General features: G+C 68.2%; 24 protein-coding genes and 1 riboswitch. Of the genes, 18 read left to right on the top strand and 6 right to left on the bottom strand.

Going from position 1 to position 25,776, the window contains the following annotated elements; genetic code table 11:
* Positions 1-49 precede the first annotated feature (49 nt).
* The 4 genes from solA (at position 50) to BKA25_RS16500 (ending at position 4,211) form a co-directional block, all read left to right on the top strand.
* Positions 50-1,195, top strand: coding sequence for an N-methyl-L-tryptophan oxidase (gene solA / locus BKA25_RS16515; RefSeq protein WP_069853547.1), 1,146 nt, complete (start codon positions 50-52; stop codon positions 1,193-1,195).
* A gap of 391 nt (positions 1,196-1,586) precedes the next feature.
* A complete protein-coding gene (locus BKA25_RS16510) occupies positions 1,587-2,066 on the top strand; it encodes a helix-turn-helix domain-containing protein (RefSeq protein WP_236750666.1) in 480 nt (159 codons plus the stop codon).
* A gap of 124 nt (positions 2,067-2,190) precedes the next feature.
* Entirely contained in the window at positions 2,191-2,724 is a 534-nt protein-coding gene (locus BKA25_RS16505; RefSeq protein WP_157421031.1) for a hypothetical protein, read from the top strand.
* A 173-nt stretch (positions 2,725-2,897) separates the two neighbouring features.
* Complete coding sequence (locus BKA25_RS16500; RefSeq protein ID WP_069848531.1) at positions 2,898-4,211, top strand: MAB_1171c family putative transporter; 1,314 nt, start codon at positions 2,898-2,900, stop codon at positions 4,209-4,211.
* A gap of 104 nt (positions 4,212-4,315) precedes the next feature.
* Here the strand turns inward: BKA25_RS16500 and BKA25_RS16495 are convergent, their stop codons facing one another.
* On the bottom strand, positions 4,316-4,924 hold the full coding sequence (locus BKA25_RS16495; RefSeq protein WP_069848532.1) for a superoxide dismutase: 609 nt from the start codon (positions 4,922-4,924) through the stop codon (positions 4,316-4,318).
* A 419-nt stretch (positions 4,925-5,343) separates the two neighbouring features.
* Here BKA25_RS16495 and BKA25_RS16490 point away from each other — a divergent pair, with 419 nt between their 5' ends.
* The 10 genes from BKA25_RS16490 to BKA25_RS16445 all read left to right on the top strand — a co-directional run bounded on the left by BKA25_RS16490 (position 5,344) and on the right by BKA25_RS16445 (position 15,289).
* Positions 5,344-5,571 (top strand): hypothetical protein, encoded by a 228-nt coding sequence (locus BKA25_RS16490; protein ID WP_069848534.1) that lies wholly within the window; start codon positions 5,344-5,346, stop codon positions 5,569-5,571.
* 194 nt (positions 5,572-5,765) lie between these two features.
* A complete protein-coding gene (gene clsA / locus BKA25_RS16485; RefSeq protein WP_069853550.1) occupies positions 5,766-6,368 on the top strand; it encodes a cardiolipin synthase ClsA in 603 nt (200 codons plus the stop codon).
* Positions 6,369-6,576: 208 nt separating this feature from the next.
* A complete protein-coding gene (gcvH, locus tag BKA25_RS16480; protein WP_069848536.1) occupies positions 6,577-6,966 on the top strand; it encodes a glycine cleavage system protein GcvH in 390 nt (129 codons plus the stop codon).
* Between the two features lie 180 nt (positions 6,967-7,146).
* Complete coding sequence (garA, locus tag BKA25_RS16475) at positions 7,147-7,608, top strand: glycogen accumulation regulator GarA (RefSeq protein WP_069848538.1); 462 nt, start codon at positions 7,147-7,149, stop codon at positions 7,606-7,608.
* On the top strand, positions 7,605-8,333 hold the full coding sequence (gene ftsR / locus BKA25_RS16470; protein WP_069848540.1) for a transcriptional regulator FtsR: 729 nt from the start codon (positions 7,605-7,607) through the stop codon (positions 8,331-8,333). The genes garA and ftsR overlap by 4 nt, the downstream gene beginning before the upstream one ends.
* A 162-nt stretch (positions 8,334-8,495) precedes the next feature.
* Positions 8,496-8,981 (top strand): bifunctional nuclease family protein, encoded by a 486-nt coding sequence (locus tag BKA25_RS16465; RefSeq protein WP_069848542.1) that lies wholly within the window; start codon positions 8,496-8,498, stop codon positions 8,979-8,981.
* Positions 8,982-9,269: 288 nt separating this feature from the next.
* Positions 9,270-9,836, top strand: coding sequence for a MerR family transcriptional regulator (locus BKA25_RS16460; protein WP_069848544.1), 567 nt, complete (start codon positions 9,270-9,272; stop codon positions 9,834-9,836).
* Positions 9,837-9,941: 105 nt separating this feature from the next.
* Positions 9,942-10,046, top strand: a riboswitch (glycine riboswitch).
* A 202-nt stretch (positions 10,047-10,248) separates the two neighbouring features.
* Positions 10,249-13,161 carry an aminomethyl-transferring glycine dehydrogenase gene (gene gcvP, locus BKA25_RS16455; protein WP_069848547.1) on the top strand — a complete coding sequence of 971 codons (2,913 nt, stop codon included), beginning with the start codon at positions 10,249-10,251 and terminating at the stop codon, positions 13,159-13,161.
* A 205-nt stretch (positions 13,162-13,366) separates the two neighbouring features.
* Entirely contained in the window at positions 13,367-14,641 is a 1,275-nt protein-coding gene (gene serS / locus BKA25_RS16450) for a serine--tRNA ligase (RefSeq protein WP_069848549.1), read from the top strand.
* Positions 14,642-14,839: 198 nt separating this feature from the next.
* Complete coding sequence (locus tag BKA25_RS16445) at positions 14,840-15,289, top strand: pyridoxamine 5'-phosphate oxidase family protein (RefSeq protein WP_069848551.1); 450 nt, start codon at positions 14,840-14,842, stop codon at positions 15,287-15,289.
* A 35-nt stretch (positions 15,290-15,324) separates the two neighbouring features.
* Here the strand turns inward: BKA25_RS16445 and BKA25_RS16440 are convergent, their stop codons facing one another.
* The 4 genes from BKA25_RS16440 to BKA25_RS16425 all read right to left on the bottom strand — a co-directional run bounded on the left by BKA25_RS16440 (position 15,325) and on the right by BKA25_RS16425 (position 20,322).
* Positions 15,325-16,470 (bottom strand): substrate-binding domain-containing protein, encoded by a 1,146-nt coding sequence (locus BKA25_RS16440; RefSeq protein WP_069848553.1) that lies wholly within the window; start codon positions 16,468-16,470, stop codon positions 15,325-15,327.
* 354 nt (positions 16,471-16,824) lie between these two features.
* Entirely contained in the window at positions 16,825-17,886 is a 1,062-nt protein-coding gene (locus tag BKA25_RS16435) for a hemolysin family protein (protein ID WP_069848555.1), read from the bottom strand.
* The gene (locus tag BKA25_RS16430) at positions 17,883-19,337 is read right to left on the bottom strand and encodes a hemolysin family protein (protein WP_084642869.1); all 1,455 of its coding nucleotides are present in this window, start codon (positions 19,335-19,337) and stop codon (positions 17,883-17,885) included. Before BKA25_RS16430 ends, BKA25_RS16435 begins: the two co-directional genes overlap by 4 nt.
* A 388-nt stretch (positions 19,338-19,725) precedes the next feature.
* A complete protein-coding gene (locus tag BKA25_RS16425; protein WP_069848557.1) occupies positions 19,726-20,322 on the bottom strand; it encodes a TetR/AcrR family transcriptional regulator in 597 nt (198 codons plus the stop codon).
* A gap of 145 nt (positions 20,323-20,467) precedes the next feature.
* Between BKA25_RS16425 and egtA the strand changes: the two genes are divergently transcribed.
* From egtA to egtD, 4 genes are read left to right on the top strand one after another with little or no spacing between them, the layout of a single operon-like run.
* The gene (egtA, locus tag BKA25_RS16420) at positions 20,468-21,715 is read left to right on the top strand and encodes an ergothioneine biosynthesis glutamate--cysteine ligase EgtA (protein ID WP_069848559.1); all 1,248 of its coding nucleotides are present in this window, start codon (positions 20,468-20,470) and stop codon (positions 21,713-21,715) included.
* Positions 21,712-23,049 (top strand): ergothioneine biosynthesis protein EgtB, encoded by a 1,338-nt coding sequence (gene egtB / locus BKA25_RS16415; protein WP_069848561.1) that lies wholly within the window; start codon positions 21,712-21,714, stop codon positions 23,047-23,049. The genes egtA and egtB overlap by 4 nt, the downstream gene beginning before the upstream one ends.
* A gap of 1 nt (position 23,050) precedes the next feature.
* Positions 23,051-23,845, top strand: a complete 795-nt coding sequence (egtC, locus tag BKA25_RS16410) for an ergothioneine biosynthesis protein EgtC (protein WP_069848563.1) — start codon at positions 23,051-23,053, stop codon at positions 23,843-23,845.
* Positions 23,842-24,816 carry an L-histidine N(alpha)-methyltransferase gene (gene egtD, locus BKA25_RS16405; RefSeq protein WP_069848565.1) on the top strand — a complete coding sequence of 325 codons (975 nt, stop codon included), beginning with the start codon at positions 23,842-23,844 and terminating at the stop codon, positions 24,814-24,816. The genes egtC and egtD overlap by 4 nt, the downstream gene beginning before the upstream one ends.
* 63 nt (positions 24,817-24,879) lie before the next feature.
* Here the strand turns inward: egtD and BKA25_RS16400 are convergent, their stop codons facing one another.
* Positions 24,880-25,524 (bottom strand): HNH endonuclease family protein, encoded by a 645-nt coding sequence (locus BKA25_RS16400; RefSeq protein ID WP_260331691.1) that lies wholly within the window; start codon positions 25,522-25,524, stop codon positions 24,880-24,882.
* Between the last annotated feature and the right edge of the window lie 252 nt (positions 25,525-25,776).

The following is a 25,776-nucleotide window of genomic DNA, read 5'->3' as shown; positions in this document are numbered from 1 at the left end:
GCTCGGGCGAGCTCGCCTAGTGAATCCGGCAGGCGTGAGGTGGGTCAGGATGTCTTCTCATGATGTGATCGTCGTCGGCCTCGGCGGCATGGGCAGCGCCGCAGTCGATCACCTGGCGCGCCGGGGCCTGCGAGTGCTCGGCCTGGATCGATTCCCGCCCGCGCACGATCAGGGCTCCAGCCATGGCGGCTCACGGATCATCCGGCAGGCGTACTTCGAGGGCGCCGATTACGTTCCACTGCTGGTGCGCGCCTTCGAGCTGTGGGACGACCTGGAGGACCGGTCCGGCATCGAGGTCCGCCACCGCACCGGCGGCCTGATGATCGGCGCACAGGACAGCCTGGCGGTGGAGGGAAGCCTGCGCAGCGCGCGGGAACACGGGCTCCACCACGAGCTGCTGGACGCCGACGCCCTGCGTCGTCGCTTCCCCACCATGAACCCGGCCGACTCCGACATCGCGTTGTACGAGGAGACCGCGGGTTTCGTCTCCCCGGAGCGGGCCGTCACCGCGAACCTGGCCGTGGCGGCGGCCGCAGGTGCCGAGCTGCGATACGGCGTCCAGGTGCAGGGGTGGACGACCGATGCGCACGGCGTGACGGTGCGCACCGCCGACGGTGTCCATCGGGCCGATCGACTCGTGATCTGTCCCGGAGCGTGGGCACCCGCGCTGTTGGCCGATCTCGGACTGCCGCTGGTCATCGAGCGGGTCGTGCAGTTCTGGTTCCAGCCCACGGGTTCGGCCGCGGACTTCGACGAGAGCAGGCACCCGATCTTCATCTGGGAGGACGCCGACCGGCGGCAGGGCTATGCCTTCCCGATCCACCCCGAGTCGGACGGAACGGTGAAGGCGGCGTTCTTCCGGGACGGAGCCACCTGCACCGCCGACACCGTCGATCGTGTGGTGGCCCCCGGCGAGGAGGAGCCGTTGCGCGAGTTCCTCCTCAGCAAGGTGCCCGCACTTCCCGGGCCGCTGGTCCGTGCCAAGACGTGCATGTACACCACCACGCCGGACGAGGACTTCGTCATCGGTGCCCATCCGGGGCACGATCGGGTCACCGTGGCCTGCGGGTTCTCCGGTCACGGCTTCAAGTTCGTCCCGGTGATCGGGGAGATCCTGGCCGACCTCGTGGTCGACGGTGTGACCGGACATTCAATCGAGATGTTCGATCCGCAACGGTTCTCCACCCGGAGCTGAGCCCTTCGCAGGCGACCGGTCGGCTGCGACGTGTGTCGCGAGTCGACATCGGAAGCGGGAAGGACAAGCGCGCCTTCACCTATACGAGTGAAGTTCTGCATCCGGTACTCGGGTGGATCCGAACCGGGTTCAGCACGCGGATGATTGCCTGCGCCGGGGAACGGTGAAGAGCTGATCACCGCTCGGACGCCCCTCCCGACATCCGAGCGGTGACCCACTCTGCCGCCCCCGGCATCCCCAGGCTGGCACGTGGGCCTCCACTTCAGTGGAAGCTAACGAGGCTCCGTCTTCAGGTCAGTTGAGCCGCCGTCAGTGGCAGTCTAGGGTTGAGACAGACGTTTTTTCAACCGGGGTGAAGATGTTGCTCCATTCGTGTTTCTCATGAGTGGAGATGGACTGGGGAGTGGTCGCCGTGGCGATGTCGGACAATCAGGACGAACGGAGCCTGGCCGACAAGCTGAACTATCTGTTCAGCAAGGTCCGCGCGGCGGGCCAGGCCGAGTACAGCAACGAACATGTCGCCGCTGCCATCAGGGAGCAGGGCGTCAACATCTCGCAGAGCTACATCTGGGCGCTGCGCAAGGGTCGCTCGGACAACCCGACCAAGCGGCATCTCGAGGCGCTTGCGGGCTTCTTCGGCGTCCCCCCGGCCTACTTCTTCGACGATGCCCACGCGGCGCGCGTCGATGCCCAGCTCGACCTGATCACGGCACTGCGGGACGCCGACGTCCGCGACGTCGCCCTGCGGACGATGGAGCTCGACGACGACGCACGTCGCTCGGTGGCCCGTATCGTCGCGGAGATCAGCCAGATCCGGGGCCTACGACCGGGAAGCCCGCCCAACACCTCGCCGCTCGCACCGGATGCATGATGGTGGCGGAGTAGTGACGGGCGGACATGACAAAATCGAACACGACCCTCGCAGGGTGCCCTCCCGCCCACCCGCGTGTCTTCGCCTGGCTCGTGGATGGGCACCGCCGCTGATCAAGGAGGCGATGGCCTCGATGCAGTACCAGGAGTTGCGGCGGCGTTGCGAGGATCGCGTGCGCAGGCTCGACGACGAGGCAGGCATCCCGCGCCCCTTCGAGCTGCAGAGCTTCCTCGACCGGCTCGCCGAGCACCGGGGCAGGCCCATCCTGTTGCATCCGAGTGAGCACGTCGCGGGACGTGCCTGCGGACTATGGCTGGACCTCGGGGACGCCGACGTGATCGCACACGCCGTGACGACGCCGTTGCACGTCTGGCACATCGTCCTGCACGAGGTCGGACATATGATCTCCGCGCACCGGGGTGGTCAGCTACTCGACCAGGACTTCCTGCGTCGACTGGCTCCCGATGTCGATCCCGCGGTCGCGGTTCGGATGATGGGCCGCACGTCGTACTCGGAGATCGAGGAGCAGGAGGCCGAGATGATCGCCTCACTGATCCTCGAACGTGCTCGACACCGGGGCGGCGGGGCGGTCACCGAGCAGGCCTCCCCACAGGCGGCCCAGATCGCCGACCGATTCCGTGACATCTTCGGCGGCTGAGCCGCCAGACGCTGGGGAGAATCCGGTGGCCGATCAGTCCGGGGTGAACCGACGAGGTCGGTCCGGGTCGGATCGCGCCGTGTTCCCGCTCGGCATGTTCGAAGCCGTCGAACCCCTTCGCGCTGATCGCGTCCCGACCGTGTCCGGTTCCGCCCGGTAAGGAGCCCATTCCATTGGTCACGCTGCTCTTCCTCAGCGTCTCGGCACTGACCTTCGTCGCTGCGGGTTATCGGGCCTATCGAGCTCTGCGTTCGCCGCGCGACCGGTCGAACCCGGGCCGTTGGGCTCTGGCAGGCCTGCTCGGCGCCCTCGGCTTCGCCTTCCTGTTCCTGGCGCCTGCAATCCAGGAGATCGAGGGCCGCCTCTACCCGAACCTGGGCAGACTGCTCTCCAACACCGCGACGCTGACCGCCGCGCTGGCGGCGTTGACCCTCGTCCTGTATCTGGCCTACCCGCAGGAGCAGGCCAGGACGAGGGTGCCCAGGCGATTGGCCACCTACGTCGTCTCGGTGATCGCGATGTGGGTGTTGTTCTTCGTGTCGGACATCCCCGAGAGCCGGGGGCTGTTCTCGGAGTACTACTCGACGCATCCGACCCTCGCGGGATACGTCCTGGTCTACTCGGCCTACCTCGGAACGGTGCTCGTCGACCTGGGCCGGCTGACCCTGCGGTACTCCTCGGCCACCAGCGGCGCGCTGCGGGTTGGACTGCGGCTGTTGGCCCTCGGATGTCTGCTCGGTCTGTCCTACATCGCGGAGAAGCTGGTCAGCACCCTGCGTCAGACACTGCACGGGCCGGACGCGGCCGCCGAGTTCTGTGTGCACCCATTCGAGAACTTCGGTTGCACGATGGCGGTGGGGATGCCCGCCATCTCGGTGTTGGTCATGCTGATCGGCATCTCGCTACCGGTGGCCGCTCCGGTGGTGGTCCGGGTCGTCCGGTGGCCGCTGGAGTACCGGGTCCATCGGGAACTCCGGCCGTTGTGGAACGCGCTGTACAGCGCGGTCCCGGAGATCGCGTTGACCTCGCCGCAGGCCGTGACGGGCAGTTATGCCCGACGCGACGTCGGGATGCGGTTATACCGGCGGGTCATCGAGATCCGAGACGGGGTGTTGGTCGTACGGCCCTATCGCGACCCCGCCGTGGAGCTGTGGGCCGCAGACAGGGCGAGCGCGGCTGGTCTGGCGGGCGACGAGCTGGTCGCCACGATCGAGGCCGTCGGCCTGGCTGCGGGAATCGACGCATTACGCCGGGGCAGTCCGGCGACCGCGGCGGTCGATGAGGAAGGAGATCCGGCCGATGCGTATCCCGGGCGTCTCGGGCGGGCCGAGATCGAGCCGGAACTGCGCAGCGAGGCGGCCTTCCTCCGGTTGGTCTCCCGCGCGTTCGTCTCCTCGCCACTGATCGGGGAATGGCGCTCGGTGGCCGCGGATCGGGAGAACGTGGCGGCGGGTCCGGCGGAGGAGCCGAACCCCGACGAGCGTTAGGCGTCGGAGGATCGGCGTTTACCGTCGTCGACGACGCGGAATGCCCCGTCGCCGCTCCGTTGACGAGCGAGGCGACGAGGCATCCGTCGTACAGGTGCGGCAGATCAGTTGATCTTCACGCCCCGAGCCTTCTCGAAGCGCTCGGTCACGTCCGCCCAGTTCACGATGTTCCAGAACGCCTTGACGTAGTCGGCCTTGACGTTCTGGTACTGGAGGTAGAAGGCGTGCTCCCACATGTCCAGCATGAGCAGCGGGTAGCTGCCTGCCGCCAGGTTGCCCTGGTGGTCGTAGAGCTGCTCTAGCAGCAGCCGCTGGCCGAGGGAGTCCCAGGCCAGGATGGACCAACCGGAGCCCTGGATGCCCAGTGCGTTCGCGGTGAAGTGCGCCCGGAAGCCGTCGAAGGAACCGAAGGCATCGTCGATCGCCGCGCCCAGCTCGCCGTCCGGCTTGTCGCCGCCGTTGGGCGACAGGTTCGGCCAGAAGACGGAGTGGTTCACGTGACCCGCGAGGTTGAACGCGAGGTTCTTCTGCAACAGGTTGACGGTGCCGAGCTGGTTCTTCTCCCGGGACTCCGCCGCCTGCTCCAGCGCGTCGTTCGCGCCCTTGACGTAGGTCGCGTGGTGCTTGCTGTGGTGCAGCTCCATGATCTTGCCGGAGATGTGCGGTTCGAGTGCGCCGTAATCGTAGGGCAGGTCCGGAAGGGTGTACGTCACGAGTAGCCACCTCGCATCGGTGAATAGACGAAAGTCGCAGTGGATCAGGTCTAACGCTAAACCCGAAGAGCGTCCTTCTCACCTCGGGGTCGCGCGCGACACGCCCGAAGGTGGCGGGATTCACCTCGGCCTCGCAACATCGCGCTAACGGGCTGTTAGCACTGGACGGGCATCCTCGTCGCATGCGACGGGCTGTCATCTCGATGTGGACGACTGGTCTCTCACGCGCGGCGAACGGCAGGCCCGGCTTCGGTCGCGCGCATCCGTTCGACGTAGCCACCTGGTCGGTGGACGACTGAACCGGTCCGGTGGGCTAAGGCTCGGGCGGGTCCGAGCCGAACACGAGCGAGAAGGTCCACAATCGAAGGCCGGGATCGCGACACAACGACGTGTCGTCATCCCCGATGGAGGTGCACCACATGAGTACTGATACGGCGACCGACGCCGACGTCCGATCGATCAGTAGGCCGACCGACCCGACCCTGCCCACCGTGCCCTGCAGCGTGGTCTGGAGCCGTGGTCACGCCTACGTCCTGGAGGGCGGGCCGGGGCAGGCCCGTTGGGTGGGTGTCGACGATCGGGGCCGCCCCATCGTGTTGACCAGTGCCGAGCTCACACAGCGTGGCTGGAGTCGTAGCTGGTCGTAGAGACACCACGCACGCCCGCCGTCGAGCCGGTATGACAGGCTATGAGACCTTGACGGTGGGTCGGGCGGTCCGGTGAGAGGGGCCTGCGTTCCCACCGTTCAGGGTGACGCAGGGGAGGCGTAGTGGGCGGCGATACCGGCATCGCCAGGCCGAGCGGAGCGGAAGCCTTTCTCGGGCCGGAGTTCGGCGACGGCATCTGGAACGCGATTCGCAGGGATCGACTGCTCACCGTCCCCAATCTGTTGAGTCTTCTCAGACTCGTGGGCGTCCCGCTCTTCCTCTGGCTGCTGCTGGGCCCGCAGTACGACATGCTCGCGCTGCTGGTCCTGGTGGTCAGTGGGATCACCGACTGGTTGGACGGCAAGATCGCTCGCTGGCTGAATCAGTCCAGCGCGCTCGGAGCTTTGCTCGACCCCTCGGTGGACCGGCTGTACATCCTGTCGACCCTGATCGCATTCATGATCAGGGGCATCGTGCCCTGGTGGTTGGTCGCGGTCCTGGTGGCCAGGGAGATCGTTCTCGTCGGCGCGCTGTTGATGCTGCGCCACAACGGTTTCGGGCCGCCCCAGGTGCACTACCTCGGTAAGGCCGCCACCTTCACCCTGCTGTACGCCTTCCCGCTGCTGCTGCTCGCCGAGGGCGACTCCGCGTTCGCGGCCGTGGCGAGCCCCTTCGGCCTCGCCTTCACCGCGTGGGGCTGCCTGCTCTACCTCTGGTCGGGGGCGCTGTACCTCATCCAGTTCGGCGGAGCGATCCGCCGGGTCCGACGGGCGCCCATGGAGCGCGCCGCGTCCTAGGGGCGCAGGCGGAATCCCGGCAGCGAGCCCGAATTTAGCGATGGCCCCTGTGTGCCCGCCGGCGGGACTTGGCAGGATAGGGGTGTGACTCGGCGGCTGGGTGTGATGCCGACTGAACCCGACACTGGGTAGTGGCAGAATGCCCTGGCGGTGACCGTCCGCACACAGTGGACGGTGGCGCCGAAGGAGAGCATTGAGCGGAGGCAGGATGTCGTCGGTTCCTCAGGAGCTGCGGTTCACTCAGGAGCACGAGTGGCTCGCATCGGGCGATCAGGACACGGTGCGCATCGGCATCACCGACTACGCGCAACAGCAGCTCGGCGATGTGGTGTTCGTCCAGCTTCCCCAGGTGGGAGACAACGTCTCCCAGGGGGAGACCATCGGCGAGGTGGAATCGACCAAGAGCGTTTCGGACCTCTTCGCGCCGGTGACCGGCGAGGTGGTGTCGCGGAACGAGGACCTGGAGGAACAACCCGAGCTGGTCAACTCGGACCCATACGGGGCAGGGTGGATGATCGAGGTGCGACTTGCCGACCGCAAGGCGTTCGAGGACCTTCTCGACGCCGACGCGTACGGCGAGTTGATCGCGCCGGAGTAATGGCGGTCTGTCCCTCGGCCGCCGTCGACCGACGGCGACGGGATACTTCAGCCGCCGTCGACCGACGGCGGACGTCCATGGTGAACAACCTGATCTCGGGAGTCGGGCCACGTGCGCTCTGATCGGCAAGGTAGTTTGAGGCGAGCTTGGCATCGTTTATTCAGCAGGAGGAGAGCTCAGGTGAGCACGAACGACGGGCCCGGCGTTCCGCCGGAGCGGTCCCCGGAACAGACCTCCGTCTTCCGGGCTGACTTCCTCAGTGAGGTCGAGAACCCCGAGAACGCGGCTCCGGAGCCCGCAGTCACCGGTATCGACGCGCTTCCCGCCGGTTCGGCGCTGCTCGTCGTCAAGAGGGGACCGAACGCGGGTTCGCGCTTCCTGCTCGATCGGGAGACGACCAGCGCGGGCAGGCACCCGGACAGTGACATCTTCCTCGACGATGTCACGGTTTCGCGGCGGCACGCCGAATTCCGGCGGGAGGGCGGCGAGTTCGTCGTCGTCGACGTCGGGAGTTTGAACGGCACCTACGTCAACCGCGAGCCGGTCGATACGGCCGTGCTGACCAGCGGCGACGAGGTTCAGATCGGTAAGTTCCGCCTGGTGTTCCTGTCCGGTGTGTCCGGGGGTCAGGAACCACGGTGACCGCGGCCGGGCGGTCCGAGCGCGGTGCGCTCAGCATCGGCATGGTGCTCTCGCAGCTTCGTGTCGATTTCCCTGAGGTGACCATCTCGAAGATTCGATTCCTCGAGTCAGAAGGCCTCGTCCGCCCGGCACGTACCCAGACCGGCTACCGACAGTTCAGCGAGCAGGATGTCGAGCGGCTCCGATTCGTACTCGGCGCGCAGCGCGACCACTATCTGCCGCTCAAAGTGATCAAGGAACAACTGTTGGCTGCCGAGCGAGGGGGCGAGCTTGCCCTGCCGAAGGCGGGGCGACCGCCGATAGGTGTCGCCAGTACCGGAATGCCGAGAGCGTCCGACTTCGCGAGCGGTGGCGAGATGCGGTTGACCAGGGAAGAGATGCTGGCAGCTTCCGACATCGCGCCTGCGCTTCTCGCGGAGATGGAGCAATACGGTCTAGTGCGTCCAGGGCAGGCGGGGTTCTACGATCCCGACGCGGTGGAGATCGCCCGCACCGTCCGTGCGGTGACGGAGTTCGGCATCGAGCCCCGGCACCTGCGCGCGCTGCGTAGTTCGGCCGATCGACAGGTGGACCTGTTGGCGCAGGCCGTGCGACCGATCGCACGGCAGCGCGGCGCCGATGCGGGAGCGCGGGCCGAGGAGACCTTGCGGGAACTGGCCGCGTTGTCGGTCAGCCTGCATGCACTCCTGGTCAAGACCGGATTGCGCGATGTGATCGGCCGATGAACTCGTGCCTGAATCCGGGTCTGGTCCGCCAAGAATGTAGAGCGTATTGCGGTCATCGCGGGTAGCGTCGAAGGCGACGGTAGGCAATCCTCGATGGTGTGCTGTCCGACTTGTTGTGTGTGCGCCGAGCAGTGTGTGGTTCACGGGAGGAGGCGAGACCCGATGAGCAGTGAGATGCGCGTCGTGGGTGTGCGGGTGGAACTGCCTGCCAACCAGCCCATGCTGCTGCTGCGCGAGACCGACGGCGAGCGGTACCTGCCGATCTGGATCGGTTCTGTCGAGGCGACGGCGATTGCTCTGGAGCAGCAGGGCATGCGGCCACCGCGCCCCATGACCCACGACCTCCTCAAGGACGTCATCGGCGCCCTCGGGCGCGAGCTGGAGCAGGTGCGGATCACCGATCTGCACGAGGGCACGTTCTTCGCCGAGCTGGTCTTCGACGGCGATGTCCGGGTCTCGGCCCGTCCGAGCGACTCGGTGGCCCTGGCGCTGCGCGTCGGAGTACCGATCCACGCCGACGAATCGGTGCTCGCCGAGGCGGGGCTGATCGTCGCCGACGAACAGGACGAGCGAGAGGACGAGGTCGAGAAGTTCCGGGAGTTCCTGGACTCCGTCTCGCCGGAGGACTTCCGGGGCGCCGACACCTGAGGCCCGGGCGCGGCCGCCCGGCCGACCGTCATCGATGGCCACCGACGGGACCACCGGCCTCGGATGCCTCCCAGCTGCGACCTGGGTGCGGGAGCGGCCTCGCGACACACCACACCTGTGTTCCGCGCTCCCGCGCGTCGCGTTGACCTGTCTGCATGCCGGTCTTACCGTCGTTGTCGGATGAATGTCACCTGGAATACCCCTCCAGGTCGTCGTGGCGGTCTCGTAACGCGTGGGCGATCATGAGACGTAGGAACGGCCTCCACGGCCGCACGAGAGGAGGCAGGCGTGACTGAGGATTCGCCGGTCTGGTCGACCTCCGGTGAACAGGTCGGCTTGTTCCCCGACGTGTCGTTGCCGGACGAACTGGTCGGTTATCGCGGTGCGGCGGCCTGCCAGATCGCGGGCATCACCTACCGGCAGCTCGACTACTGGGCGCGAACGGGCCTCGTGGGGCCGTCGATACGGAGTGCGCACGGCTCCGGTAGTCAACGGCTGTACTCGTTCAAGGACCTTTTGGTGCTGAAGGTGGTCAAACGGCTACTCGACACCGGGGTCTCCCTGCAGAACATCCGGGTCGCGGTGGAACACCTCCGGCGACGCGGCGTGGCGGATCTGGCGAGGATCACCCTGTTCAGCGATGGAACCACCGTCTACGAATGCACCTCCCCGGAGGAGGTGGTCGACCTCCTCCAAGGTGGCCAAGGCGTGTTCGGCATCGCGGTGAGTGGGGCGATGCGAGAGATCAGCGGCACCATTCACGAGTTCCCGGCCGAACGGGCGGAGGGCCCGATCTCCGAGGAACCCGCCTGTGACGAGCTGTCCCGCAGACGACGGGACCGACGCACCGGTTGACCCTCGACGGTCGCACCGGGTTCACCCCATCCGGTTCGGGGTAGCCTCTGCGCGTAGTCGTCAGGGCTTGTGGGCGAGTCGGAAGCTCGATTCGCCCGCAGGACCGAACCTCGTGCGGGAGAGTCCGTTGTCACTCTGATGGGTGGCGGCGGCGCCGAAGGAGCAACTCCTCCCCGGAACCTCTCAGGCAGCAGGGACCGCACGAGACAGACGCCTCTGGAAAGCGGGCCGACGGTGCGGTGGCGCAAGCCGCTCATCGGGAGGCCCCGCCGACGGTGCAAGTCCGTGGCCGAACTCGGACGAAGCTCTCAGGCGCCCGCGCGGTATGCGGGTACGGACAGAGGGGGAGGAGAACCCTCACGTCGGGCGCCCGACGCGAGGCCACCGCCCCCGAGTCACCCGAGGTTCGGCCATGACGATCTCCGAGCAGCGACCCACCGAACGGACCCGTCCAGAACGATTGCCGCTGGCGGTGCTGGAACAGGGAATCCCCTTCACCGAACGCCATATCGGCCCCCGAGCCACCGACCTGGCCGCGATGCTGGCCGTCATCGGCGTCGACTCGCTCGACGAACTCGCCGACCGCGCCGTGCCCGAGGGCATCCGCGACGAGGCGATGTCGGATGCGCTTCCGCAGGCGGCGAGCGAGACGGTCGCCCTTCAGGAGCTGCGCGGGCTCGCCGGGCGTAACCGGCTCGGTGTGCAGATGATCGGCCTTGGGTACCACGGGACGGTCACGCCGCCGGTCATCCGGCGCAACGTGCTGGAGAGCCCCGCCTGGTACACCGCCTACACGCCGTACCAGCCCGAGATCTCGCAGGGCAGGCTCGAGGCACTGCTCAACTTCCAGACCATGGTCTCCGACCTCACCGGGTTGCCGGTCGCCAACGCCTCGATGCTGGACGAGGCGACCTCGGCGGCCGAGGCGATGACGCTGCTTCGCCGGGCGGGTAAGTCCAGGTCGGCGCGGTTCGTGGTGGACGCCGACACCCTGCCGCAGACACTCGCCGTGCTGCGGACCAGGGCGGAGCCGTTGGGCATCGAGATCCTGGAGGCCGACCTGAGCGGCGGCGTCCTGCCCGAGGGCGACCTCTTCGGCCTGCTGCTCTCCTACCCGGGCGCCTCCGGCCGGATCACCGACCAGGAGGAGCTGATCGCCGAGGCCCACCGACGGGGCGCGATGGTGGCGGTGGCCGCGGATCTGCTGAGCCTCGTGCTGCTGCGTTCGCCCGGACTGATCGGCGCGGACGCCGTCGTGGGCTCGGCGCAGCGCTTCGGGTTCCCGATGAGCTTCGGTGGCCCGCACGCAGGCTTCCTGGCGGTCCGCAAGGGGCTGGAGCGTCAGCTGCCCGGCAGGTTGGTCGGCGTGAGCATCGACGCGGACGGCGCACCGGCCTACCGGCTGGCATTGCAGACCCGCGAACAGCACATTCGCCGGGAGAAGGCGACCAGCAACATCTGCACCGCGCAGGTGCTGCCTGCCGTCGTCTCGGCGATGTATGCCGTCTACCACGGGCCGAACGGGCTGCGGCGGATCGCCGAGCGGGCACATCGGATGGCGGTGGTGCTGGCGGAGGGACTGCGCCGGGGCGGTCACGAGATCGTGCACGACGACTTCTTCGACACCGTCTGCGTTCGGATCGCGGGCCGCGCCGAGCAGGTGGTGACGATCGCCCGTGACCTGGGCGTCAATCTGCGAGGGATCGACGCCGATCACGTCGGTATCGCCTGTTCAGAGACGACCACCATCAAGGACCTCGGCACGGTGTGGCGGGCGTTCGGAGTGAGCCAGGCCGAGATCGACCGGCTGGACGGATCCGCACCCGATGCGCTGCCGGAGCGACTCCTACGCACCGAGGACCTCCTCACTCACCCGGTCTTCCATCGGCACCACTCGGAGACGGCGCTGCTGCGGTACCTGCGGGCGCTCTCCGACAAGGACGTGGCCTTGGACCGCAGCATGATCCCGCTGGGCTCGTGCACCATGAAACTCAACGCCACGGCCGAGATGGAGCCGATCACCTGGCCGGAGTTCGGCGAGCTGCATCCCTTCGCCCCCGTGGAGGACGCGGCGGGGCTGTTGTCGATCGTCGCCGACCTGGAACGCTGGCTCGCCGAGATCACCGGGTACGACGCGGTGAGCATGCAGCCCAACGCCGGCAGCCAGGGCGAGTTCGCGGGCCTGCTGGCGATCCGGGCGTACCACCATGATCGTGGCGAGTCCGGGCGCGAGGTGTGTCTGATCCCCGCCAGCGCACACGGCACCAACGCGGCGAGCGCGGTGATGGCCGGGATGCGTGTCGTGGTGGTGCGTTGCGACGACGCGGGCAACGTCGATCTGCCTCATCTGCGCGAGCTGGTCGAGGAGCATCGCGAGGACCTCGCCGCCATCATGATCACCTATCCGTCGACGCACGGCGTCTACGAGGACACCGTGCGGGAGGTGTGCGGCCTCGTACACGACGCGGGCGGTCAGGTCTATGTGGACGGCGCGAACCTCAACGCCCTGATCGGGCTGGCCAAGCCCGGTCGGTTCGGCGCCGACGTCTCCCACCTCAACCTGCACAAGACCTTCTGCATCCCGCACGGCGGCGGTGGCCCCGGAGTCGGACCGGTCGGGGTCCGCGAGCATCTCGCCCGCTTCCTTCCCGGGCACCCCTTGCAGCCCTCGGCGGGCCCCATCGGCGGTGTCGGGCCGGTCAGTGCGGCTCCGTGGGGTAGCGCCGCCATCCTGCCGATCTCGTGGGCCTACGTGCGGATGATGGGCGCCGAGGGGCTGCGGCGTGCCACGCTGACCGCGGTGGCGGCGGCCAACTATGTGGCCCGGCGCCTGGCCGAGCACTACCCGGTGCTGTACACGGGCAGCGGCGGCCTCGTCGCGCACGAGTGCATCCTCGATCTGCGCGGGATCACCAAGAGCACGGGCGTGACCGTGGACGACGTCGCCAAGCGGTTGGCCGACTATGGCCTGCACGCGCCGACGATGTCGTTCCCGGTTCCCGGCACCCTCATGGTGGAGCCGACGGAGAGCGAGGATCTCGCGGAGTTGGACCGCTTCTGCGAGGCCATGATCTCGATCCGTGCCGAGATCGATCGGGTGGGCGCGGGGGAGTGGCCTGCGGAGGACAACCCGCTGCGCAATGCGCCGCATACTGCCGAGTGCCTGACCCAGGAGTGGTCGCACCCCTACTCCCGGGAACAGGCGGTGTACCCGGGCGGGCGTGCGCATCAGAAGATCTGGCCGCCGGTGCGGCGTATCGACGGAGCGCGCGGCGACCGCAACCTGGTGTGCTCGTGCCCGCCGTTGACGGCCTACCAGGATTGACACCCCGCACGGGTTCGCCGGGGTCGTGGTGGCACACGCCGCCACGGCCCCGCGCGGACCCGATCCCGCCGAGGCGCCACGGGGAAGCGACGGGGCCGGGTGCCCGGCGGCTAGGCTGTCAGGCGATTACCCGACCGAAAGCCTGCGGTGGCGCCGTGCGACAGCGGCGGTGCCCCGTCCTCTGAGGCGATGGAGCTTTGAAGAGATGCACGACCCGCGCGTTCTGCTCGACCCGGCCACCGACGCCGTGCGCAAGCTCGCACGACGTGGCTACCAGCTTGACCTGACGCGACTCGAGAAGCTGCTTTCCTCCCGGAATTCCGCCATCCAGCGCGCCGACGAGGCACGGGCCGAGTCGAAGAAGGTCGCCGCCTCGGTCGGACAGGCCGCCAAGCGCGGCGAGGACATCACCGAGCTGCGGGAACACGCCAAGGGCCTCAAGGGCAGCATCGCCGAGTCGGAGGAGGAGCACCAACGCCTCGACGCGGAGCTGACGGAGCTGCTGCTCGGCATCCCCAACCTGCCGGACGATCGACTGCCCGACGGCGCCACCGACGAGTTCGCCGAAGAGGTCAATGTCTGGGGTGAGCGGCCCCGGTTCGATTTCGAACCCGCCGATCACGTCGACATCGGCGAGCGGCTTGGAATCTTCGACTTCCCCAGGGCCACCAAGATCGCGGGACCGAGGTTCGCCGTCCTCAAGGGAGCGGGCGCACGGTTGGAGCGGGCCTTGGCGAGCTTCTTCCTCGCTCTGCACACCGAGGAACACGGCTACACCGAGTTCGGTCTGCCCGCGATGGCCAATCGCGCCGCGCTCACCGGGTCCGGACAGCTGCCCAAATTCGAGGAGGACCTCTTCCGCACGGGTGTCGCCGACCGGGAGCTGTTCCTGGTGCCGACCGCAGAGGTCCCGCTGCTCAACCTGCACGCGGACGAGATCCTCGCCTCCGAGGAGCTTCCGTTGGCCTACACGGCTCAGACGCCGTGTTTCCGGTCCGAGGCCGGTTCCTACGGGCGTGACACCCGGGGTCTGATCCGCATGCACCAGTTCTCCAAGGTCGAACTGGTCCGGTTCTGCGATCCCGCCGAGTCCGATGCCCAACTGCGGTTGATGCTCGGACACGCCGAGGAGTGCCTGCGCAGGCTCGGCTTGGCCTACCGGGTGGTGACGCTGCCTGCGGGCGACATCGGTTTCTCGGCCCAGTACACCTACGACATCGAGGTGTGGCTGCCCAGCCAGCAGCGGTATCGGGAGATCTCCAGCGTCTCGGACTGCGGTGTCTTCCAGTCGCGCCGCGCGGGCATCCGTACTAGGACCAAGGACGGCAAGCGTGGCTTCGCCGCGACGTTGAACGGCTCCGGTCTGGCCGTGGGCCGCACGATCGTGGCGATCCTGGAGCAGAACCAGCAGGCCGACGGCTCGGTGCGTATCCCGGAGGCGTTGGTGCCCTACATCGGTACGGACGTCATCCGCCCCTAACGGGCTTCAGGCCCGGCCGAGTCGTGTTCGCGCGGCCCGGCCGGTCGGCGTCGTGCCACGCCGGGTGGGCGATAGACGCCGTCATCCGCATCGCCGAGGCACACATCTCTGGCGTACCGGTCGGGAATACCCCGCACCCTTGCCGAGGTTGATCGACATAAGAGTGTGGATCTTTCCGGTCGAACCGCTGGAGGCGTGATGGCGAGTCAATCGTTGTGGTCGGTGATGAGTATCGACCAGCGTGAGGCCTATCTGGCGGAGGCACATGTCGCCATCCTGGCGATCGGCCGGGAGGGACGGGGCCCGTTGGCCGTGCCCATCTGGTACGGCTACCAGCCCGGCGGCGAGGTCACGATCCGGATGAACCGGGGCTCGACCAAGCACCGGGCCATCGAAGCGGCGGGTTGGTTCAGCCTGGCCACGCAGACGGTGACACTGCCGTACCGATTCGTCACCGTCGAGGGGCCGGTCGTGGGCATCGATACGCCCAGCCGCCAACAGGCGCTGGAGATCGCCGAACGTTACCTTCCGGCAGACCAGGCGGTCTCCTTCGTGGACACGACGCTGAACGACCAGTCGGTCCTGGTCCGGATGCGTCCGGAGAAGTGGCTGAGCCAGGCGCAGAACCCCGGTGTCAGCCCTTGGTAGAACGGTAGGTCGCTCGGATCGCCGCCTGCCCCGCCTCAGCTCGCGGCCTGACCGTGCCAGGAATCGATCAACTCCTGGGTCGTCGCGCCATCGGCCGCGGTGAGGTTCGCGTCGGGCGTGCTCCATCGCACCCCGGGGGCGGGGTTGGGGTAGTACATCACCGCGGTCACCCGGAAGCCTGCCTCGGCCATCCCGCGTTGTTGATCGCGATGCCGGAGGAACTCGCCGAACTGCTGGGTAGCCCGGCTCAGGGTGCTGTCGTCCGCGCCGCCGTTGATCGCGACCAACGGGTACTCGACGCTCGGGTTGGCACCGCCGGGCATGAAACCCGCGATGGGGGTGCCGGGTGCCCGCTCGCCATCGAGTCCCAGGTTGCGCCGGTAGAGATCCACCTCGCTCACCGGGGTGGCGTGGAAACCCTCGATGCCCGGCTCGGTGGCCGCGCCGAGTTCGACGAGCGCATCGTGCGTGCTGGCGGGCACCTCCAGCGGCTCGTTCTGCCACAGTTGCCGCAGCGCATCCTGCGTGGACTCCTCCGCGAGCGCCTCCGAGGTCAACGGTCCCGTGCCATTCTCGCCCGCGAGCAGACCCTGGAGTGCCAAGCCGGTGGTCGGGTTGGTCGCGGGATCGGGGAGCACCAACCGGAACTGTCCCCAGGCCGGTTCCTCGAACCGGCTCCAGCCCTGGGGGTCCTCGACCAGCGAGGCGAGGTCGGTCCAGCTCATCCCGCCGTGCATCCGCACGGCGTCGGCTGCGGGTTCGGTCATCGCGAGAAGCACCGGGCTGGTGGCCAGGATCTGCGGCTGCGAACCGATCAGGTCGCCCTGTTGTTCGGTGAGCTGCTGCACCCAGCGCAGCGAGTCGGGGACCCAGGCGTTCGGCCTCGGCCCGAGTTCGCCCTCGTTCCATTCGCCGGTCAGACCCGCGAGGACCTCACTGGAGTCGTGCGCGACCACCTCGACCCGGATGCAGGCGTCCTGGATCACCGGGCGCTCGGCGCTCCACGCCTGGGCGGAGTCGATCAGTGGCTCGGCCATCGCGTCCTCGACGGCGATGCGCAGTGTCTGATCGCCTGCCGGACAGCTCGCCGCCTCGGCGTCGGCACGCTGCGCGACCATTGCGGAGAGGGACGACCAGCCGACGTACCCGAGCGTCGAGATCAGTAGAACCGCGACGACCACGAGAGGCCATCCTGCGACTCGGCGGAGCCTGAGTCCTGAGCCACGGTGTCGAGCCATTCGGCTCCCTTTCACGTAGAAAAGCGAAAGTTCATTTCGCTAAGTAACGAGAACGGACTGGTCACAACGCTGTGAGCCCGCTTGGCCGAAAGCTACGCTAACAGGTGAAGACTCTCGGTCAAGATCCTTCCGCGACCGGTCGTCATTCGGCCGGAATTCGACTGTGGGCCGAAGGACCGGAGATCGAGTTATGCCGTGATCGGACGGCGTTTCCCCGATCACCGCGAGTGGGGGGCGAGGCCGCGTGAGTCGCCGCCCCGCCCCCGAATCGTGCAATGCGGAAATCATCCGCAGTCGTCATCCCGCCGTTCGCGGCACGGCCCGGACGTGAGTGCCGTCGCGCACGGTGCCGACGTACTCCTCGACCAGATCCTCCAGCGCCACCACGCCCAGCACCTCGCCGTCGGCGCCCACGGCCGCCGCCAGGTGGCTTTGCGCGCGGCGAAGCGTGGTCAACGCCTCGCCCAGCCGCATCTCGGCTGCGACCTGCGGCAGACTGCGGATCCGCCCCGCCGTGACCAGCGCGCCTCGATCCGCGTCGGCCTGCTCCAGCACATCCTTGATGTGGAGGTAGCCGACCATCCGGCCGTCGGCCGAGCGCACCGGGAACCGCGAGAAGCCCGTCCGGGATACGGCTTGTTCCACGTCGCCGACGGTGGGGTTCTCCGGAATCGTGGTCAGCTCGCCGACGGGAACCAGCACATCGCCCACGGTGCGTTCCGCCGAGGACAGCGTCTTGGCGAGCCTGCGGTGCTCGGAATCCTCCAGAAGCCCTTCCTGGCGCGATTCCGCGATCAGGTTCGTCATCTCCTGAGCCGTGTAAGCCGAGGCGATCTCGTCCTTCGGCTCGATCTTCATCAATCGCAGGATTCCGTTCGCCGCGATGTTGAACAAGGCGATCACCGGTCGAACCAACCGCACGAAGCCCACGTGTGCGGGAACCAGCCACATCGCCATCCGTTCCGGCGAGGCGATCGCGAGATTCTTCGGCACCATTTCACCAAGCATGATGTGCAAGATGTTGACAAGTGACAAAGCGATCGCGAATGCGATCGGATGTAGTAGTGCCTCGGGAACACCCAACGGCTCGAATACCCGTTCGAGCTGGTGAGCCACCGCGGGTTCTCCCAGTGCACCGAGTCCCACCGTGCACATGGTGATGCCCAGCTGTGAACCCGCCAGCATCAGCGAGATCTCTTTACTCGCCTTGATCACCGTCCTCGCCCGCTTGTGTCCCTGCTCGGCCAGGTTCTCCAGGCGGTCGCGTCGGGACGAGAGCAGGGCGAACTCGCCGCCCACGAAGAAGGCGTTCAAGATCAACAACAGCACCGCGACGAGCACGGCCATTCCGTCGCTCATCGCAGGCCCTCCTCTGCCTTGCTCGGCATCACGGTGTGCGACACACCGTTGCTGGTCACCGTGTTCGCCGAGCTCTGCTCGGGCGTGGCCGATCCACCGTCACCCGAGGTCGCATCCGGATGTGCACCGTTGCCGGAGGCCTCGGTGACCTGTGCCACGCGGAGTTCGGCGATGCGCCTGCGATCCATCCGCAGGACCGTGAGCAGCCAGCCATCGAGCCGTACCTCGTCGGCGACGTCGGGAATCCGACCGAGTCGATCGAGGACGAAGCCTGCGAGCGTGTCGTAGTCCCCCTCGGGGATCTGCAACCCGGTCGCCTCCGCGAGCTCGTCGTCCCGGAGCAGCCCGGAGGCCACCCAGGTGCCCTCGCCGAGCGGGCGGATCGGTGAGATCTCACGCCGATCGTGCTCGTCTCGCACGTCGCCGATGATCTCCTCGATGACGTCCTCGAAACTGACCAGCCCCGCCGTGCCGCCGTACTCGTCGACGACCAGCGCGAGCTGGAGTCCGGAGCCGCGCAGCCGGTCGAGCAGGGCATCGCCCTCCAGCGAGTCCGGCACGCTCGGCACCGGCCTGGCCAGCGTGGCGACCCGGGTGGCCGCCCGCTCGGCCGTCGGCAGCGTGAAGGCCTGCTTGACGTGCACGACACCGCGTACGTCGTCGAGGTCGCCGCCGTGGACCGGGAACCGGGAGAAACCGGTGCGGTGGGCGATCTCGAGTAGATCGACCGCCGTGGAGTCCGCGGTCAGTGCGGCGACGCGGACCCGGGGCGTCATCAGCTCGCCCGCCGTCCGGTCGCCGAACCGCAGCGAGCGATCCAGCAGGCTTGCGGTTCCCGCATCCATCGTCCCCTGTTCCGCGCTGTTGCGGACCATGGAGCCCAGTTCCTCCGGGGATCGTGCGGACCGCAGCTCGTCGGCCGGTTCCACTCCCAGCTTCCGCACCATGGCGTTCGCCCCGTTGTTGGCCACGTTGATCAGCCAACGGAACATCCGGGTGAACCGAGAATAGATGCCGGTCACGGCGCGAGCGGTCTCCAGCGGCCTGGCGATGGCCAGGTTCTTGGGGACCAGCTCGCCGAACAGCATCGACAGCGAGGTGGCGATCACCAACGCCAGTCCGACCGACACGCCCGCCGCCGTGGACGCGGAGAGACCGAGCCCGCTCAGCGCAGGGCTGATGAGCTCGCCGATGGCGGGTTGGGCGAGGAAGCCGGTGGTGACGGTGGTGACGGTGATGCCGAGTTGCGCGCCGGAGAGCTGGAAAGACAGCGTCCGATGAGCATGGAGGACCATCTTCGCCCGTTTGTCGCCTACTTCGGCGACGTGCGAGTCGATGGTGCTCCGCTCCAGCGAGGTGAGTGCGAACTCGGCCGCGACGCAGATGAAGGTTCCTGCGGTGAGTACAACGACCAGTGACAACAGTAGGATGGTGATCAGGATCTCGTTCACCGGGCGCACCCTCGTGGGGCGCTCGGGACGGATTGGCAGCCGGGATCTTCGCCCGGCTCGCTACTGCTGCCGGGTGACTCCGCCTTCTGCACGGAAGTCTTCACTCCTTTTTCACTAAAGACCGACCCGCCCGACGGTGTGCGCCCGAGGTGTCGGTGCACGGCACGTCGAGTCCGGTCAGGGATTCGGAAGGCTCATTGTAGGGCTTGTATGCAGCAGGACAGCGCCGAACGGCCTAGTGGCGAATCGAGGGATGGGCGGATAGTCCCGATGGACTGATCGAAGGCGCGGCGAAGTGGCAGCGCCCGCCGCCGTTCGGGGCAGCGGGCCGGGACGCCGGTCGGGGCCGGATGAGGCGTTACGCCGTTCGGAGCACGGCGAGGACCCGCTAGTCGGACGAACGGTGTCGGCGGACCGAGTCCTCCACCAGATCCAGCACCGGGCCCATCGCCTCGGCGGAGAGCCCTCTGGCCAGGTGCGAGACCAGTCCCTCCAGCACCAACTCGAGGTAGGCGGTGAGCACGTCCACCTCGACGTCGTCCCGGAGCTTCCCGGCCGCGCGTTGCCGGGACAGCCGGGCCCGGGTCGCCGAGGTGAGCTCCTGCGAGCGCTCCGCCCAGCGGGCGCGGAACTCGTGATCGGTGCGCAGCCTCCGGGAGACCTCCAGGCGAGTGCCCAGCCAGTAGGCGGGGTGATCGACTGCCTCGGAGCCCGCGGGCGCCGCGATGAGATCACGCATCACCTGCACGAGGCCCTGTTCCGCGACCACCTCGGCCATCCGATGCGCATCGTCCTCGGCCAAGGCGAGGAAGAGCGACTCCTTGTCGCGGAAATGATGGAAGATGGCGCCTCGGGAGAGCCCGGTCGCCTCCTCGAGTCGCCGCACCGTGGCGCCCTCGTACCCGTGACGGGTGAAACAGGTCCGCGAGCCGTCGAGAATCTGTCGTCGACGAGCGTCGAGGTGATCTTGGGTGACGCGTGGCATACCGGAGATCGTCCCAGTGCGACAGGCGAAAATCCAACACGTACGTACGTCTTGGGTGGCACTGGTACGGACGGGCGAGAAACCTGCACCGCAGGAGAGACGGGAGTAGCGTCGGTTCTCCGAATGCAGTGCGAGGTGAGCTTGCATGACGCTGTCCCACCGGCCGTCGGAGGAGAGCATCGACACCGCCCGGATCCGGAGTCGGGTGGAGGCCGAAGCCTACGTCGCCTCGGTGTGCTTCAAACACGGACCGCCCACCTTGGCCGGTGTCGAACTCGAATGGACCGTGCACCATCGCGCAGACCCCCGACGGCCGCTCGACGCCGATACGCTGGCCTCGGCTCTGGGTGCCCATGCGCCCACCATGCTCGTCCCGGATAGTCCCCATCTCCCGCTGCCCAGCGGTTCGATGATCACCGTCGAACCGGGCGGCCAGGTCGAGATCTCCTGTCTTCCCCAACACGGCATCCGCCGTCTCGTCGAGGTCGTCGACGAGGACCGCGCGCTGTTGACCGAACTCCTCGGCGCACATGATCTGCGGCTGGGTACGCGCGGCATCGATCCGTGGCGGCCCGCCAATCGACTGCTGCACACCCCGCGCTACGACGCCATGGAACGGGCCTTCGACCGGATCGGCCCCGGTGGCAAGACGATGATGTGCAGCACGGCCGGTCTGCAGGTATGCCTGGACGCGGGCGAGATCGATGAGGCCCCGCTGCGTTGGTCCACCCTGCACGCGCTCGGGCCGATCCTCATCGCGACCTTCGCCAACTCGCGACAGGCGGCGGGCGCGCCGAGTGGGTGGGCATCGGCCCGGATGAGGTCGCTGTTCGCCACCGATCCCGTCCGAGTGCGCCCCGGCCGTTGCGACCCGGACCCCGCCGGACAGTGGGCACGGCGGGTCCTGGACACCCCGACGATCTGTGTGCGCCGACCCGGGCAGTGCTGGGACGTCGACCTCCCGATGCGCTTCGCGGACTGGATCGAGGGATCCCTCTCACCACCGCCCGGCATCGACGATCTCGACTATCACCTCACGACGCTGTTTCCGCCGGTGCGGCCGCGCGGCTACCTCGAGGTCCGCTACCTCGACGCACAGCCGGGGGCGGATTGGGCGGTGCCCGCCCTGGTGCTGATCGCTCTGTTCGCGCAGCCCGCGACGGTGGCGCGGGCCGCCGAGCTGTCGAGGCCCGCAGCACACCGCTGGATCACCTCGGCCAGGGACGGACTGGCCGATCCGGTATTGGCGGCAGCGGCGCCCAAGGTGATCGACCTGGCCTGCGCCGCACTGTGCGGGCTGGACCTACCCGCCGACCTGCTCGCCAGGGTGGTCGAGACGGCGCAACGACGTGCGGCGGGAGTGACGGCCGACCTCGGAGAGGACGGGATATGACGACGGAACCGGCCATCGGCGGTGAGGAGACACTGCGCACGGCGATCGCCGCCGAGCTCGGCAGGGCCCGCCACCGCAGCATCGCGCTCACCGAGAGCGTCGACGACTCGGACCTGACCAGGCAGCACTCGCCGTTGATGTCTCCACTGGTCTGGGACTACGCGCACATCGGCAATCAGGAGGAGCTGTGGCTCGTCCGGGATGTGGGCGGTCTCGTGCCGCTGCGCAGCGACATCGACGAGCTCTACGACGCCTTCCAGCATGCGCGCGCGGATCGACCCGCGTTGCCGCTGTTGAGCCCGGACGAGGCGCGGGCCTACGTGCGCGGAGTTCGGGAGAAGGCACTGGACGTTCTGGACCGGACTCGCTTTCGCGGGCGCAGGCTCGTGGCGGGAGGCTTCGCCTTCCACATGATCGCCCAACACGAGCAGCAGCACGCCGAGACGATGCTGGCCACGCACCAACTCCGGATGGGGGAGCCTGTCCTGCACGCGCCCGCGCCACCGTCGGCGAGCGCCCTTCCCGAGACCACCGAGGTCCTGATCCCGGGCGGCCCCTTCACGATGGGCACCGACACCGATCCATGGGCCCTGGACAACGAGCGTCCCGCGCACACCGTGTTCGTCGCGCCGTTCCTGCTGGACACGACCCCGGTGACCAATGCGGCCTACGCGGAGTTCATCGAGGCCGGGGGCTACCGGCGGCGCGAGTGGTGGACCGAGACGGGCTGGGCACACCGTTCCCGCGCCGAACTGCGCGCGCCGTTGTTCTGGGAGAGCGATTCGGACGGTTCCTGGTGGCGGCGACGGTTCGGGGTCGTCGAGCCGGTTCCCGCCGACGAACCCGTCGTGCACGTCTGCGCGCACGAGGCCGAGGCCTATGCCCGCTGGCGTGGCAGACGACTGCCCACCGAGGCGGAGTGGGAGAAGGCGGCGCGACACGATCCGATCGACGGGCGCTCGCGGCGCTATCCCTGGGGCGCTGCGGAACCGACCGCCGAACACGCGAATCTGGGCCAACGGCACCTGCGACCCGCCCCGGTCGGCGCCTACCCGCGCGGCGCGACGCCCGCCGGGGTGCATCAGCTGGTCGGCGATGTCTGGGAATGGACGTCGTCGGTCTTCCGGGGCTATCCCGATTTCGCGGCCTTCCCCTACCGGGAGTACTCCGAGGTCTTCCTCGACAGCGGTTATCGCGTATTGCGTGGTGGGTCCTTCGGCACCGATACCTCGATGGGGCGCGCCACGTTCCGCAACTGGGACCACCCGATTCGTCGGCAGATCTTCGCCGGATTCCGCTGCGCCCGAGACGTCTCGCCCGGGGAGTGGGCCTAGCGTGTGTCGTCATCTGGCCTACCTGGGCCCTGCCACGTCGTTGGCCGCCCTGATCTTCGAAGGCGCCAATTCACTGGAGCGGCAATCCTGGGCGCCGACGATGATGCGACAGGGCGGCACGGTCAACGTGGACGGTTTCGGTGTCGGTTGGTTCCCGGCCGCGCCGGACGAGGCACGAGCCGATGTCGGATCCGAGGCCGATGCGCCGTTGCTGTACCGACGAACCGGGCCGATCTGGAACGACCACGGTTTCGCCGAGATGAGCACCGTGGTGGGCACCCGGGCGGCGTTGGCCGCCGTCCGCTCGGCGACGGTCGGGATGCCGATCAGCGAGGAGGCGTGCGCGCCGTTCCGCCATGGTCGGTGGCTCTTCAGCCATAACGGGTTACTGCCCGGCTGGCCGGACAGCGCGACGCGACTGATCGAGACGCTGCCCACCGCCGCACTCGCCACCTCGGGCGCGACGGACTCCGCGTTGCTGTGGGCCTGGCTGCGTGCCAGGCTCGACGCGGGCGATCCACCGGCCTCGGCGGTCCGGGACCTCGTCGGCGCCGCAGCGCAGATCCCCGGATCTCGATTGAACCTGTTGCTCACCGACGGTTCGACGGTGGTGGCCAGCACCTGGACCCATTCGCTCTTCGTGCAGAGCGCACCCGGCCGCCTCATGGTGTCCTCCGAACCGCTGGACACCGCCGAGGGATGGACGGAAGTGCCCGACGCGAGCCTGCTCGTCGCCACCCGCGACGAGATCGACATCACGCCGATTCACCCGGCGCCATCGAGAGGGAGACTGTGAACGCTGCGCGCATCGATGTTCATCTCGACGAGGCCGCCGCAGGCCGAAGTCTGCGTGCCGAAGCCGCCGCGGGTCTCACCGCCGCGCGGCGGACCTTGTCCTCGATGTGGTTGTACGACGCGCGGGGTAGCGAGCTGTTCGAGGCGATCACCCGGCTGCCGGAGTACTACCCGACCAGGGCCGAGCGAGCGGCTTTGAATCGGGCGGCGGTCGACATCGCCGAGATCGTGGAGGCTGACACACTGATCGAACTCGGCTCCGGAGCCGCGGAGAAGACCAGGCTGCTGCTGGACGCCATGGGCAAGCAGGGCGCGCTTCGGCGGTTCGTTCCCTTCGACGTCTCCGCCGCCGCGTTGCGCGGATCGGCGGCCGATATCGCTGCCGACTATCCCGACCTGGAGGTACACGGGATCGTCGGGGATTTCACCCGCCACCTGCACACCCTGCCCGGCGGCGGCCGCCGGTTGCTGGCCTTCCTCGGCGGCACCATCGGCAATCTGCTGCCCGCCGAACGCGCGGCCTTCCTGGCCGAGGCAAGGCAGGCGCTGCAACCGGGAGAGTGGTTGTTGCTGGGCACCGACCTGGTGAAGCCCGAGGCGACCTTGATCGCCGCCTACGACGATGCCCAGGGCGTCACGGCCGAGTTCAATCGCAATGTCCTGCGCGTGCTCAACCGCGAGCTGGCTGCCGACTTCGATCCCGAGCGCTTCCAACACGTGGCGCACTGGGACGCCGAGGCCGAGTGGATCGAGATGCGGTTGCGGGCGAAGTCGGCGTCCCGGGTCCGCATCGCGGCCCTGGGACTGACCGTCGATTTCGCTGAGGGCGAGGAGCTCCGTACCGAGGTGTCGGCCAAGTTCCGACCGGAGACCGTGACCGCCGAGTTGGGTGCGGCGGGCTTCCGGCTGCATCGGCAGTGGACCGATCCCGACGGGCTGTTCGCGGTGAGTCTGGCCGAGGCCGACCGGTAGCCCGGCGCGACGGATCACCGTGGTCGGGGATCGCCGCCGAGGGCCGGGCTCGGCCGGGTCGGATTAGCAGGTGGCGAGCAGCTTCTCCAAGGCGGCGACCTCGTCCTCGGTGACGGTCAACTCGTAGGCGTGCTTCACCGCGATCCAGTCGGAGGCGTAGGTGCAGTGGTACGCCGTGGCGGGCGGGACCCAGTCGGCCGGGGTCTGGTCGCCCTTCGACCGGTTGGACGAGGCCGAGACAGCGAGCAGCTGCGGCGCCTCCAGGTCGTTGGCGAAGGCCTCCCTGCGCTCCTCGTCCCAGTCGGCTGCGCCGCTGCGCCACGCCGCCGCGAGCGGGACGGTGTGGTCGATGTCGAGGTCGCCGCCGTCGGTGAACTCCTCGTCGTCGTAGACGCTGATCCAGGTTCCCGACTCGGCGCGGCACTCGTCGTCGGTCACCACATCGGTTCCGTCGCGCTCCAGGACGACCTCGCGGGTGTTGCAGCCCTCGCCCTGGCTGGACCAGTGTGGGAACGCGTCCCGGGAGTAGTCGGTCATCGGCTGCTCGGCCGCCACGGTGAGTTCGGCGAGTTGTGTCGCCGCATCGGGTCCGTTGGGCGCACCGGAGGATCCGGTCGGTTCGCCTAAGGCCTCGTCGACGGCATCGGTCATCTCCGAGCAGGCGGTCAGCGCGATCGCCGCCACGCCGACCGTGAGTGCGGCTACCAACCGGGACACCCCACGCGAGGGCCTCGCAGGCTCCGTTGAGGCGGGGTACGGGCGAGTGGTGTGCGACATGTCTTCCTCGCAGGGAGTGAGTGGCGGCGGTTCGTCTGGAGACGGTGAGCCGCAGTCGGGCGGTGGTCTGCCTACGAGAAGCCTCGATGCCGCTCACCTCGCCGAAACCCTAGCCGTTCTCGCCTCGCCCGCGATCACCAGAACGAGCGGTGCATGGAGCCGGACACGGCGAGATCGATCACC

It is taken from the genome of Actinoalloteichus hymeniacidonis (assembly GCF_014203365.1).
Taxonomy (GTDB): Bacteria; Actinomycetota; Actinomycetes; order Mycobacteriales; family Pseudonocardiaceae; genus Actinoalloteichus_A; species Actinoalloteichus_A hymeniacidonis.
Note: the sequence above shows the minus strand (reverse complement) of the source record. Positions and strands in the feature narration are given on the sequence as shown.